This is a genomic window from Leptospira fainei serovar Hurstbridge str. BUT 6, assembly GCF_000306235.2.
In the GTDB taxonomy this organism is placed as follows: domain Bacteria; phylum Spirochaetota; class Leptospiria; order Leptospirales; family Leptospiraceae; genus Leptospira_B; species Leptospira_B fainei.
Genome location: NZ_AKWZ02000011.1, coordinates 148586 through 161391 on the forward strand (window position 1 = coordinate 148586; position 12806 = coordinate 161391).

At 44.5% G+C, this 12806-nt stretch carries 12 protein-coding genes; 8 read left to right on the forward strand and 4 right to left on the reverse strand.

The features are described from left to right. Position 1: 1 nt before the first annotated feature. From LEP1GSC058_RS18430 to LEP1GSC058_RS18460, 7 genes are all read left to right on the forward strand, one after another. Complete coding sequence (locus LEP1GSC058_RS18430; protein WP_016551261.1) at positions 2-2533, forward strand: TonB-dependent receptor plug domain-containing protein; 2532 nt, start codon at positions 2-4, stop codon at positions 2531-2533. A 101-nt stretch (positions 2534-2634) separates the two neighbouring features. Beyond that, positions 2635-3033: a hypothetical protein gene (locus LEP1GSC058_RS18435; protein WP_232224749.1), complete on the forward strand. Its 399-nt coding sequence runs from the start codon at positions 2635-2637 to the stop codon at positions 3031-3033. Between the two features lie 75 nt (positions 3034-3108). After that, positions 3109-3723, forward strand: coding sequence for a MotA/TolQ/ExbB proton channel family protein (locus tag LEP1GSC058_RS18440; RefSeq protein ID WP_016551153.1), 615 nt, complete (start codon positions 3109-3111; stop codon positions 3721-3723). 33 nt (positions 3724-3756) lie between these two features. Further along, the gene (locus LEP1GSC058_RS18445; RefSeq protein ID WP_016551279.1) at positions 3757-4161 is read left to right on the forward strand and encodes an ExbD/TolR family protein; all 405 of its coding nucleotides are present in this window, start codon (positions 3757-3759) and stop codon (positions 4159-4161) included. Between the two features lie 13 nt (positions 4162-4174). Continuing rightward, positions 4175-4831, forward strand: a complete 657-nt coding sequence (locus LEP1GSC058_RS18450) for an energy transducer TonB (protein ID WP_016551327.1) — start codon at positions 4175-4177, stop codon at positions 4829-4831. A gap of 193 nt (positions 4832-5024) precedes the next feature. After that, a complete protein-coding gene (locus tag LEP1GSC058_RS18455) occupies positions 5025-5471 on the forward strand; it encodes an LIC_20196 family exoprotein (protein WP_408605712.1) in 447 nt (148 codons plus the stop codon). A gap of 18 nt (positions 5472-5489) precedes the next feature. After that, a complete protein-coding gene (locus LEP1GSC058_RS18460; protein WP_016551313.1) occupies positions 5490-7895 on the forward strand; it encodes a C1 family peptidase in 2406 nt (801 codons plus the stop codon). A gap of 208 nt (positions 7896-8103) precedes the next feature. Here the strand turns inward: LEP1GSC058_RS18460 and LEP1GSC058_RS18465 are convergent, their stop codons facing one another. From LEP1GSC058_RS18465 to LEP1GSC058_RS18475, 3 genes are all read right to left on the reverse strand, one after another. Then, a complete protein-coding gene (locus tag LEP1GSC058_RS18465; RefSeq protein ID WP_039948861.1) occupies positions 8104-9453 on the reverse strand; it encodes an EAL domain-containing protein in 1350 nt (449 codons plus the stop codon). 81 nt (positions 9454-9534) lie between these two features. Further along, positions 9535-10965, reverse strand: a complete 1431-nt coding sequence (locus LEP1GSC058_RS18470) for a UTP--glucose-1-phosphate uridylyltransferase (RefSeq protein ID WP_016551152.1) — start codon at positions 10963-10965, stop codon at positions 9535-9537. Then, entirely contained in the window at positions 10953-11354 is a 402-nt protein-coding gene (locus tag LEP1GSC058_RS18475; RefSeq protein ID WP_016551206.1) for a hypothetical protein, read from the reverse strand. Before LEP1GSC058_RS18475 ends, LEP1GSC058_RS18470 begins: the two co-directional genes overlap by 13 nt. Before the next feature lie 51 nt (positions 11355-11405). On the opposite strand from LEP1GSC058_RS18475, the gene LEP1GSC058_RS18480 reads away from it, so the two are divergent. Beyond that, the gene (locus tag LEP1GSC058_RS18480; protein ID WP_016551254.1) at positions 11406-12224 is read left to right on the forward strand and encodes an esterase/lipase family protein; all 819 of its coding nucleotides are present in this window, start codon (positions 11406-11408) and stop codon (positions 12222-12224) included. A 17-nt stretch (positions 12225-12241) separates the two neighbouring features. Here LEP1GSC058_RS18480 and LEP1GSC058_RS18485 read toward each other — a convergent pair whose 3' ends face one another. Further along, positions 12242-12793 carry a CsgG/HfaB family protein gene (locus LEP1GSC058_RS18485; RefSeq protein ID WP_016551321.1) on the reverse strand — a complete coding sequence of 184 codons (552 nt, stop codon included), beginning with the start codon at positions 12791-12793 and terminating at the stop codon, positions 12242-12244. Positions 12794-12806: the final 13 nt, after the last annotated feature.

Sequence of the window (12806 nt, forward strand, 5' to 3'; positions counted from 1 at the left end):
TATGAAACGTATCGCCTTTAAATTCTTAATTCTATTGGCGTTTACGCCGATCGAACTTTTAGCCGAAGTCACATTCAAAGCTAGGCTATTTTCTCGCCAAAAAAACCAGGGCGAAGCTAAGGCAAATGTTCTCTTGTTCGAGACCAAGAAATTCTATAAAACCGATGCAGAAGGTTATTTCGAAGCAATCGTACCTGTCCCCGGCACATATACATTCCGAATCATTAAAGTGGACGGGATGCAGGAGATTAAGGGAAACGTGGATGCCTCCGGTCAACTCGTAACGCTATTTATCGATGCCCCGGCTTCTTCAGGCGGTATCGGGATCGGCGGGAGCAGCGTTTCTAAAGGATCCATTAACGTTACTGCGGAAAGGGAAAAACCGATCTTATCTCGAACCACGATCAAATACGACGAGATTAAACGTATGCCTGGAACCTTCGGGGAGCCTCTTCGTTCTCTAGAGACGATTCCGGGCGTAGTGCCGGCTGCGGCCTTCGGAGGCGGCGCAAATAATTACGTGATCCGAGGCGCGGATCCCAATACGAACTTATATTTAGTCGACGATCTTCCCATTTTATATCCGTTCCACTTCGACGGATTGAGCGCGGTCGTAAATGCGAATCTAATAAAATCCATCGACGTCTACACCGGCGTTTTTCCCGCTAATTACAATAACGCGTTGGGCGGGGTCATTCATATCGACACCGTCGATAAGGTGGATACTTCTCAACGAAATGTGATCATTTCCGCTTGGGCGACCAGCGTAAATTATATGGCTCCTACCTTCGGTGGAAAAGGTTATATTATGGCGGCGGCCCGAGTCGGATATCTGGATAAGACTTTTAGCGAACTAGGAAGCCGGTTAGGTGCAAGCTTACCCGACGGCCTTCGTCTTCCCAGATTCGTAGATTCGCAAGTTAAGTTCGTACATAACTTCACCAACGAACATCAAATTTCTTTCCACTCGTTCACGTCGAAGGACGACTTTGCACTCGACGCTCCGGCAAAATCAAAGAATGATCCGACTAAAGATCCGTTTGCGTCCATCGCTGGGGGAAGCATTTCCGCCGGGCAAGGATTTAGAACTCAAGCTCTTCGATATACGTGGAAACCGACTGAAACTTTCTCGAATCGATTGACTCTAATCAGCTACGATCCTTTCACCGATTTCAATGTTTCCCTAGGATCCATTAAGGGAAAAGATAGGGCTACCGGCGCGTACAATGGGATGCGACAAGACGCATTCTGGGATCCGAATCGCCATGTAAGCGTTGAATTCGGATCAGAGTTTAGGCTTTTGAATTATTCGTCTCAGGGTTCTTCCATCGTTCAGACCGATCCCACCAACCGAAGCCCCAATCCTTATGACACTCAAAATCCCGCGTACCGTACTATCCCGACTAATATTCGCGCGCAGGGGACTTACTACAATTCTTACTTAACGACAAAGCTTCGCTTCGGGGGATTCCAATTCGAGCCAGGGGTTCGTTACGATTATATTCCTTACGTTCATCATACTGCGTTAGGGCCTAGAGGACAGGCATCCTATAAATTCGAAAAAGGAACTACGATTTTTGCCGGGGGTGGAAATTTCTATAACTTCCCGCTGGATACTAGATTCAATAAGGATAGCGGAAATCCGCATTTGGATTTTCAAAAAGTTTTTAAATACGGCGGAGGTATAGATCAGCAACTAGCCGGCGATTACCAGATCAAAGGAGAAGTCTTTAAACAGGAATTCTCCAGACTAATCGTGAGTGATCCTTATATCACCGACCCGATCGGAACCAATCCGGATCCTTATGGAAAAATCGCTCAGCCTTTTATCGTAAATAAAAACTTAAATTATTCGAATAATGGGACAGGCTGGTCGCACGGATTTGAACTCGTACTTAGAAAAAATTCACGCCCGGGTACGCGGAATTGGTTCGGATGGATCACTTACACCTGGTCCCAGACATTTCGGAATAATAACGTATTTATACAAAATCCCGGTGATCCGCCTTTAACGTCCGATCAGAGGTATTTGGTCCAATTCTATCATAATGCCAAGCAGACACTGTTCGATTACGACCGAACAAACGTGATCAATATGGTTTTTGGATGGCGCTGGAGCCAGGAATGGCAATTTGGAGCGCGCTGGTCCTACTTGACGAACACACCCTATACTCCTATCGTAGGCGATGACGGGGGTAGGTTTAGCAACCCTGCGAACGGGCAGACCATTTGGACTCCCGAATACGCGAATAACCCCTTTCTCGCGGAGTACATAAATTCGCGAAGATTGAAACCGTACCATCGTTTGGACCTGAGGTTTGACCGATTCTTTAATTATGAATGGGGTTTTGTGAATACGTTTTTTGAAATCATCAACGTTTATCTACGGGAAAACGTGAACGGTCAAAATTTTGACAACACAAGGCCGTATTCTGCCACCAACCCGAAGCCTTCCCCTACCTTCGGGACAATCACTCTTGCCGGCGGCGTCGTTATCCCGTTCTTCAACATTGGAATTGAGGTAAAATTCTAATGCTTGCCGTCTCGAAGAAGTATTCTTTTTTTATTAGATCCTTCCTAATTCTCTTTGGTTCCTTTTCCCTCGTTGCCTGTTTGAATCAAGGAGAACAATCTTTGAATAAGGGTACGGACCCGGGCTTGATCTTACAATCTCTTCTGCAAAATTTGCCCGATCCGTTGAAAGCTTGTGTGAACGCGAACGAGGAAGAAGAAGCCTGTGTAAAACTAACGGACGATCTATCAGGTATTAATGAATCCTCGTTGGCAAAAATCATTTCCGGAAATCAATCAACGAGGTATTCGCAATACTGCACTTCTTTACTTTCTTCCGAATCATTTTCAAAACTAAACGTAAAAGCGCAAGAATGCGTTATGACATGCAACGAAGCCTATTGGTCTGCACTCAGGTCGGCGGGACGATGCGAAGGGCAAAGCTCCGATTTGATCTCAGCGGAAGGAGCCGATACTCTGTCTTGCATTCGTAATTGTTCAAATATATCTTCCGGTCTCTGATAAAAACAGGGAACAAAAACGGAATGACGGCGATCCTAGCTCACGAAAAAACAGGAATTAGGAAGGATAGGTAGAATGAACTTTGAGATACTTGTAGAAGTCGGAGAATCGGCGATCTTTATCATCATGATTATTGCAAGCATCATCGCCGTTGCTGTCGCCGTTGAACGCGGTATTGTCTTCTTCAAAAATACGAAAGATTCTAAGAACCTTTTGCCCGAAATCGTTCAAACGATTCGAAACGGAGATATCTCCAAAGCGGCAAAATTCACCGAAATTCATCCTGAAAACGTTTATGCTCGATTTGCAAGTTTCTCGGCAGAGCATTCCAAAGGCGGAAAAGACAGCTTAGCAGAACTGATGGAAGGAAAAGCGATCGGGGAACGAGTCGAATTTGAGACGCGACTTTCGATTTTGAATACCTTAGGGAATAACGCTCCGTTTATAGGACTTCTCGGAACGGTTTTCGGAGTCATCAACGCGTTTTATAGATTAGGAACGTTAGGCAATACCGGTGCGGAAGTGGTCATGCGAAGCATCTCAACCGCTCTACTAGCGACGGCGGCGGGACTCGCAGTGGCAATTCCCGTCGTCATGGCAAATAACTATTTCACTCGAAAGCTGAAAATTATCCAATCCAACTTAGATATCCTTTCAAAGGAGTTTCTAGCAAACCTTTCCCGGAAATAAATACCGGAGCAGATAAAATTAGGAGGAAAGGATATGGCGGGACAAACCTCTTCCGGAGACGGAGAAGAAATCGGTAGCATAAACATTACGCCCATGGTCGACGTAATTCTCGTTCTGTTGGTCATTTTTATGGTCACAGCGAACTTTCTAAAAAAGGAATCCATCAATATCAATCTTCCGAAAGTCCAGGCGGCCGATCCTAACGTGGCTCAATCCGTTCAGGTAGCGCTCACAAAAGACGGAAAAATCGTTTTGGAAGGATCGGAAACTACCGCCGAAAAATTAGGAGCTCAATTGGCTCGGGACTCGAAAGTCAGACCCAATATGAGATTGACTCTCTCTGCAGATTCTTCTCTTCCTTACGGAAAAATCGCGGAAACAATGGGAGTCATTCGACAAGCTGGAGTGACAAAGATCGCTCTTTCAGTTAAGAGATAAGTCTCGAATATCGATGAACGCAAGGTTACTGACAGTCCGGGATTCGATCTTGAGCTGGTACGAAGGTACGAACCTTTGGGATCGCTGTCTGTACGGTTCGATTCTCGTGCATTTCCTCTGTTTCGGGACCTATTACGTCGTTACACATCTAAAACCGGGTGAAATCGATTCCGATAGATTAGAGTTTCAGGATATAGAAGTGGATATCCAGGACATCCCTCCCGAACTTATAGGCGGTGAAAATTCTCCCGCTCCCGTTGAAAAAGAAGAATGGGTGGAAGGATCCGATAAGGACGGCAAGGATCCGGAAGAGAACGATATCGACCCCAACAAATTAAGCGGAGATGGGACCGACAAGGACGGCTTTTTATACGCGTATATGGGTGATAAACCCCCGACACCGATCATAGATTTCGATCTACGGGATTATTTTCCCGAAAAAGCCAAACTGCAAGGAATTTCCTACGCGGACACTATTCTTGAAGTTAGAGTGGACGAACATGGTAATCTAATCGATGCCAAAGTTTTAAAGGCAGGAATCAAAGGATACGGATTCGAAGATGCAGCGATTCGCGTCGTTCGAGCGGCTCGTTGGAGCCCCGGTTATGTTAAGGGACGTCCAATCAAAATGAACCATCGTATTCCCGTGAATTTCAAATTAGACGACTGAGCGATTGCCATCGCACGCATGAAACACCTTTCCTGAAATCACTAAACGACTTTTTACCGAAATCTCGTTAATTTCTTTTTTCCAAAATGGGGAGAGAGTTACTCATCAGCGCTTGAAAATCGGTTGAAAAGGATCAGGCTAAAGGAGTAAGGTGTAATGCCCTTAAAAACGTACCCCTGGAGCGATAAGAATGATTCGTCTGGCAGCTTCCTGTATTATGATCTTTAGCTTTCTTCTTCTCCCTGTAGAAGCCCTGACTCCTCCTCCTTCTTTGGAATCGCAGGTAACTCATTCCGATTTTATAGCTCTCGCAAGATTATCCAACGTTAAGGAAAGCAAGATTTCCGCGAATTCGGTATCGGTAACCGCAAATATAGAAGTGTTAAAGCCGATAAAAGGCGGTTCGAATTTGCCGACAAGATTCGACTTAGCATTTCTCGTTTTTCCGGAATATTTCGGGAAATGGCTGAAGGCCCCTCCGCAAGAAGGAGATTATATTCTTTTTTTAATTAAGAAAAAAGTAAAGGATAGCAAGGGAAAAGAGACGGAAGTTGTCGCTCTCTACGAACCTCATCCTTACGCCTTTCGAGAATACTCGAAAGAGTTGGAAGAAAAAATTCGAGCCGAAATCAAAAACTAATCTAGTTGGGAGAACCGAATGAAAATGTTCAGAAAAATTTCCGTTTTAATATCGACTTTACTGCTCGCCGGGAACGGCATATTCGGGCAACCGGCGAAATTTCCCGGATTAGGAATGAAGCAGGAGCCGTTCGAGCTCCTGTCTTCTCTTAAAGAAGCTAATCCAAATCGAATCTCTCATCGCGGAATGGCCTCCAGCGTCGACCTCTCGGATTCGATGCCGCCGGTGGGTGACCAAGGCCAACAAAGCTCCTGCGTGGCTTGGTCCACGGCCTATGCGACGAAATCGTTTCAGGAATATACCGAGAGGAAAGGAAGAGGTAATTGGAGCTTAAAAACTCCGGACGGTTCCCCGAACTATTCCTCCATCTTTTCACCGGCATTCATTTACAATCAAATCAACGGCGGAAGGGATAACGGCTCGTTAATTTCGGATGCCATGAAATTGGTCGTGGAAACCGGAGCCGCCACTTGGGACGCAATGCCCTATAACCCCAATGATTATCTGACTAGGCCGCCCCAATCCGCGTTCGACGTAGCTACTAAATACAAGGCCAAGGAATTTCTAAGGGTTCGCCAAACGGATCCGATGGAAGTAAAGAATCAACTCGCCCAAGGGAGACCTGTAGTCGCCGGAATTCTCGTTTATGAGAATTTCATGAACCTAAAGGGGAAAGACATTTATAAGGAAGGTGTCGGTAAAGCGTACGGCGGACATGCGATTTCCATCGTCGGCTACGACGATTCTCAAAACGCATTCAAATTCATTAATTCATGGAGCACTCAATGGGGAGACCAGGGTTACGGATACATCGACTATAAGTGGTTTACGAAAGTCTGTCAATCCGCCTTCGTTCTAGTTGACGAGGTAGCGAGCGTTCAGGAAGAACCGACACCGGCTCAGACTAACGATAATAAACCTCTTCCGCCTGAGAAAACCAAACCTGTGCCTCCGAAAGAAGTTTCCGCGTCGCAAGGATCCTACTCCGACCGAGTACAAATCACTTGGGAAAGCATTACAGGTGCTATAGGTTACGAAATTTATCGGAAGGGACCCGGAGATTCCGCATTTTCCAAAATCGGACTTTCGCAGACCAACGGATTCACGGACGACGGCATCCAAAAAGATACTGCTTACGCGTATAAAATCACAACTCTTACGGACTCGGATTCTTCGGACCAATCGGACGGAGAAGCAATCGGCTATGCGAAGTCGGAGGAACAGAAAGCGCCTGCAAAAGTTGTGGGCCTGAAAGCTAGTCAGGGTCAATTTTCAAATAAAATCGATATGACTTGGGAAGCGATGGAAGGAGTCGCCGAATACTCCGTCTATAAATGGAGCGCGACGCAAAAGAAATATATTCTAATCGGAAAAAGTAAAACCAATTCCTATTCGGATAATGGCGCGGCAAAGAACGGAAGCACCGAACTTTATGTAGTTTCAGCGACTAACGGCGGAAAGACGGGAGACCCTTCCGACGCCGCCTCGGGAAGCACGGCAAAAGCCGATTCCAAACCTCCAAAACCCGTCGGCCTGATCGCGACGAAGGGTTTGTATAATAGTAAAGTCGAACTTCGTTGGCAGAAAGTTAGCGGAGCATCGCGGTATTTGATTTATCGCTATAATACCGGAGGGCTTTTCGGTAGCGGGACTTGGTCGAAACTAGCGGAAGAGGCAAAAGAGAATTTCGTGGATGAAAAGCTTCCCGCCCAGTATGCGTTCTATGCGGTAGCGGCCGTAAACAAAAACGGTTTAGCAGGGCCTTTTTCGGACTACGCTTACGGTTATATCGATCCTAACAAACATAGAGGGGAAAGGCTTCCTTCTCCGACCGGTTTGAAAGGGAATTTAGACGCAAAAAATAATAAGATCACGCTAAAATGGGAACCTGTTAAGGGCGCCTCGGAGTATTATGTTTATCGCAAGAAGCGCGGATCGTCCTCCTGGGATTTCATATCTTCCGCCAACGCAAAGAGTTCCCTATTTACCGCGGATATCCCTGAAAAGGAAAGCTTCTTCTTGTATACGGTTACGGCCAAAACGGACCTTGGAGGAGAAAGCGAATATGCCTCGCCCGTTTCGGCGGTACTTTCCGCGGCAAAACCCGCAAAATTGATGCGAGCTTTCGGCGGGGATTCTACTTTAGAGAAATTTAAAGGACCGTGGACTGCGATGTCATGGGACGGATCGAAGGGAGTCAACCAAGTCTTACTGGAGATCGAGAGTCAAGATAACGTTAATTACGTCGTAAAGTTTAATAAACAGAAGATTTTCGAAGGAAAATACGTTGAAAATAGTCCGATCATAGATAAGGACGGAAAATTCCGGATTGAAATCGAAAAAACCGGAGATGCGCTTTCGGTTACTTTGAAAGATAACGCGATTATCAATCAGAAATCCACCTTAAGCTTTCTGAAAGAATAATATACGTTAAGCTTTAGTCTCAAGAATGGAACTTCTCCCGTTTTCGCAGGCCGAATTCGGGAGAATCCGATACTTTCACTTTAATATACCCGTTTTATTTTCGAGAAAGCCGATTAACTGAAGCTTCAACAAAATTGAAACTGTTTGGGAAATTAATCTGTGGGAAAAAAAGATCCGAAGGGTTTTCTTCTGCAAACGGTTCCGGAAATTAAATCAATTCAACTTCTCTAGCAAGCGTGAAGATATTTCCGATTTCCTTCAACCTTTGGGTCAATTCGACGGAGCTGAGTATCGTCGTGACGGCGCTCTCCGGAAGCTTTTGCATCTCCATGAATCGGTCCTTATAGTCCTGAATCCAAATTTTGCGACAAAACAAATTCGCCTGGAAATAGTATACTTGGTGAGTGATCAAGAAATTCAACGAATCTATATCTTCTAGAGCTTCTGCGGTAATAATCGCTTCCCGGTTATCGGACAGTCGACGGCAATAATCTATGAACGCAAGGTTATCCAAGAATTTGGTCAAGTCCTGATCGGCTTTAAATTTGAAGCTGATAGGATCTAATTTAAATTCCTTAATCATTTCTCCCAAGTCCAACACGACTTGATGACTTTGACTTTTGACTCCGAAATCGTCCGCCGCAAAGCTGATTCCGAAATTCCAGAACCTTCTGCATACGGATTTAAGGGTGGCCTCGCCTTCTTCGTACGGTTTTTCTATCAGCTCCATACGAATATTCTGGGGATTCAAATTTTGCTTTAGTAGAAGCTCGTGGAATCGGGTAACTTTCTCGTCGGTATCGAAGGTATCGATCAGCGTCTGAGGAGAAATATTGAACTTCAATAAACCCGGCGATCCATTGCAGGACATGATCAATTTTTCGAGAATCAAAAGTTCGATTCTGTTTAAGTCCTGATCGTGAGGAATGTCGCGTATTAGGTCTGCATAACCGGCATAGGCCTCCCCTCCGACAAAGACCTCGCCACCCTTCATCGAGAAAGTATGATCCCTGTGATTATAATGAATAATCGGTTGAATAACCGCGTCGGGGCGATCGCTCGCAAAATAATCGTTTACGCGATTTAAATAGGTCCAGCTCCAGCGAACCAGATTGTCCTTTAAATTTTTTAAGGAGGAAGATTCTAACTCTCGAAAGATTTCCTCTACATAGGATATGAAATTACATTGGGTTCGGCCAATTCCGAAATCAAAATTTAAACTTCCGTTTCGAACGGCGTTATCATGAAACCTTCCGATCGCGGCATCGAAATTGGCCTGGTTCTCAAATCCGGAATTATCAAGAGGGGCAACCCCGATCAATAAATTCTTTTTATCTCCGTAAGTATAATAACGAAGAAATTCGCGATGAGAGGGTTCTACTTCTGCGATCTTTTGCGGAACGAGTTGGATGAATTCAACGAGAGAAATTACGGAAATACTTTGGAATCTAAGGAGGAATATAGGTTTTCCTCGATTCTCGTTAATAAAAACAGTTTTGAACTGTTCTAAGTCCCCAAAATCAAAGGACCTTAGTCTGAGGTTTTGGGAATCTGTCATTTCAGCTTCGACTTTTATCGCCATTAGAGCGGACGGCTTTCCCCATAACGCCCGTAGACAGGATTTTAAACGACTGTTGTTTTATGTAAAGCGGAAACGTATTGTTTCTCCTGAGATTCGATTTTTGCCTAGTTCGGAGACTTTTTTCTGGAATTTGTTCGGGTTGGAGATGGTTACGTCACCTTCTATCTCTAAAGGAACATCAAATAAGATATCTCCCTCGACTCGTAACGAGGTGCAGCGCACTAACGACGGAAGAACTTTCATTCTGGAAGTAAAGTCGTTAATTTTCTTATAATAATTATCATCCATTTGAACGATCACTTCTCCTAAACCGGCGCTTTTACGCTCCTCGGTCATCGTTATGGAAAAATCAGAATTCAAAGTATATGCGTCGGAACGTCGGACTAAGTAGTCTTCGCATTTTTTTACCGGAGCGAATCGATCTCGCGGAATAATAATTCCTTTCGCTTTCGGAAAGTTCTGAATAGCGGATCCCATTGCAGTTTCCAATTGTAGTACCTCCTGCCCTTCGACCTTCTTTGGATTTACGATCAAAGATAAGTAGAATTTTCCGGAAACTAAACGTTCCTTAAGCGCATCCAGACGAATCCAAAGATTATTGGTAGAAAAACTGCGAAATTTAGAAACTCCTTCGAACTCATGCATGTGATCCTGAGGAACTTGCGCGGTTTCCAGTAATTGGTAATTTAGCTTTTTACCATTGACTGTCCTTCGAAAAATCGCGCCGCCTTTCTTATCGGCAAGGGTTTTCGGAGTCATTTCCATGCAGAATTCCAGTTCTTCCTCCATCATGTATCGTAAGATTCCAGGATGGACCGTGGCTCCTAGATTATCTCCATTAGAGACGAAAGCGATTTTATATCCTTTCTCAATCAACGAATCTAAGATGCCGGTTTCAAGAAGTGTGAACCAAATATCACCGTGGCCAGGGGGACACCATTCCTCATTTTCATCACCGGGGAACTCCAACGGCTTTAGGCTATTTTTTAGGAGCCTGGGGACTTTATGCTGCAGGAAGCTTGTCGGGAAAGATTGGGAAAATCCGATTCGCTTTAACTCGGCCTGACTTTGTTCCAAAGTGCTGAAACTGTCCATAAGCAGCAACGGAACTTCGATCTTATACTCTTTGCGAATAAACTCGATCTGCCGAGCAACGATCTCTAAAAAAGACATTCCGTTCTTGATTTCTATAAGAGATTTTGGGCCGGACAATCCCATGCTCGTTCCTAATCCGCCGTTCAATTTAATAACTACGAGCTCGTTTAAAACGGACTGGTTTGGCTTACCTTTTGATTCGATTGATTCGAGAGAAATTTCGTCCGTAGCCGAGTCTAGATCTCCGACCTCTTCCCACTTTACGATTCCTGTTTCTCCATTTCGAACCTCGTCGACTTTCGACAAAAAGTCCGAAATGAATTCTGAAGAAAGCCCGGCCTTAAGCATCTTCGCTTGAATCAGTGCATCCGATTCCGCTTTCATCGAATCCATCGAATTATCCCCCTCGTATCGTAGGCCTCGTCGAATTCACTCAACTCTACCTCGTATTTTTCCGACGATAGAGGATCGTATAGAAGTTTGACTTTCACTTCCCGGCCCCCTTCTTGCTGAACCGGTTTTTCCGCTTCTTCCCCATAACGCGGAAGAAACACCAGATAGGTGTAGATATAGACGGTCCTCTTTGAGGATTTTCTGTATTGAAGGATTCCCTTCCCGCTTATATCCCTCTTTACTATCTTAGTGAACGGTATCGGAAAGGTTCTGTTCCAAGTAGAAAGTAGAATCCTGTCCAGCTCCGAATATTTCGGTATATTCGAGTAGACAGGAGCGACCGCCAAGAAGAAGATCAAAACAAGTTTGGACCAATTTTTTCCCAACATCGAAACCTTCTGACATATTGCAGTTAACCCCGGATACTTCAAGCTTTTCGTATGAAAAAAACCTTCGCAAGCTTACGCGAACTCTATTACTACTTCGTTGAAATTTTCTCCTTTCTTTTCTCTTTGGCGACTTGTTATCTTCCTGAGACTCGAGAAACTCCGACCGAGAGAGCGGATATTCTGATAATTCCCGGTTTTTTTTCGGGTCCGGTATATTACAAAAAACTTACAAGAAAATTGGAACAAGCCGGATTCAAACCCAAAGTTTTAAAAATACCCCCGATTTTTTTAAACACGACAAATATCATTCGATCCCTCGATTCTCAGCTCAAAAATCTACCGGACAAATACGTATTTCTAACACATAATACGGGAGGTCTTTTATGCCTTCTTTTGCCGGATACGTCTAGAAGGAAAGTTAGCGCCTTGATTACGTTAGGAACTCCGTTTCGAGGAACTTCATTATTTCGATTTTTAGGACCGAAAGAATTGCGTTGGAAATCCCCTTTATTGGAAAAGATGTTTAATACCTTCCTTTTTATGGATCGCTTCCAACCGCTTTCGCCATGGAAAGAAATCTTCTTTCTCCCCAAATCTTCATCAGAATTCGGACAAGGCAGAGATCTCTGGTTCGACGTCGTTGGAAATTTTAATATCGTTAGGGTCGAGGAAAACCTGCGTAGCATTACCGACTACCTGCAAAAGAATCATCCGCCAAAACATTCTTCGGAACCAGGTTCTAAAGCTGATAAAAATCCCGTCGTCAGAACCGAGAAGCCCTTAAAAGCTAAGAAGAAAGCTCAAGCGACCAAAGCAAAAAAACCGATCCGTAAGAAAAAGATACAACCCGTTCGTAAGAAGCGTATGTAGAGAATGTTATTTCGACATTACTGAATACGTTCTCTAAATTTGGAAAACGTCTCGTCATTGGAATCGAAACGAACTTCCGTCGTCGCGAGGATAATTCCGGCAAGGGAAACGATACGAAGATTCAATAAAAAATCCTGATCCTCGAACAATATCTGCCCTAAGAGAAGATATTCCGCACCGGAAAGCTTTCCGAGCGAAATTACCTGATCGGAAAGAACTAATCCGCTTTCCTGAAAAGTCTGTTCGCCCACCACACGATTGAGCCGATCCCTCTCCAATAGAACGAAAACATTCGGATCGAACAATTCTTTCGTCAGTTTGTCGGTCAGAATTCCCCCCAGCTGTGATTTTGAACCGTCTCCGTTGACTATATTCAAAATTCCTAATCTGCCGGGCATTTTTCCGCCTTGAGATTTTGCGGAAGCCACGAATTGATTCTTTAAATCCGCAGCGATAGTCTTTATGGCGCTTTCCAAATCGGGAGCTTTATTTTTCGTTCCGATAGAGGCGCAGTTTATCGGTAGAATCCCGATCGCACCGACCAGAAGCAAATTGCGAAAAAATGTCATAGGCCGACCCATA

Coding starts and splice junctions, on each gene's coding strand:
- LEP1GSC058_RS18430 (WP_016551261.1), top strand. CDS start 2: ATGAAACGTATCGCCTTTAAATTCTTAATTCTATTGGCGTTTACGCCG.
- LEP1GSC058_RS18470 (WP_016551152.1), bottom strand. CDS start 10,965: ATGGATTCGATGAAAGCGGAATCGGATGCACTGATTCAAGCGAAGATG.
- LEP1GSC058_RS18445 (WP_016551279.1), top strand. CDS start 3,757: ATGGCGGGACAAACCTCTTCCGGAGACGGAGAAGAAATCGGTAGCATA.
- LEP1GSC058_RS18480 (WP_016551254.1), top strand. CDS start 11,406: ATGAAAAAAACCTTCGCAAGCTTACGCGAACTCTATTACTACTTCGTT.
- LEP1GSC058_RS18485 (WP_016551321.1), bottom strand. CDS start 12,793: ATGACATTTTTTCGCAATTTGCTTCTGGTCGGTGCGATCGGGATTCTA.
- LEP1GSC058_RS18465 (WP_039948861.1), bottom strand. CDS start 9,453: ATGACAGATTCCCAAAACCTCAGACTAAGGTCCTTTGATTTTGGGGAC.
- LEP1GSC058_RS18450 (WP_016551327.1), top strand. CDS start 4,175: ATGAACGCAAGGTTACTGACAGTCCGGGATTCGATCTTGAGCTGGTAC.
- LEP1GSC058_RS18460 (WP_016551313.1), top strand. CDS start 5,490: ATGAAAATGTTCAGAAAAATTTCCGTTTTAATATCGACTTTACTGCTC.
- LEP1GSC058_RS18475 (WP_016551206.1), bottom strand. CDS start 11,354: ATGTTGGGAAAAAATTGGTCCAAACTTGTTTTGATCTTCTTCTTGGCG.
- LEP1GSC058_RS18440 (WP_016551153.1), top strand. CDS start 3,109: ATGAACTTTGAGATACTTGTAGAAGTCGGAGAATCGGCGATCTTTATC.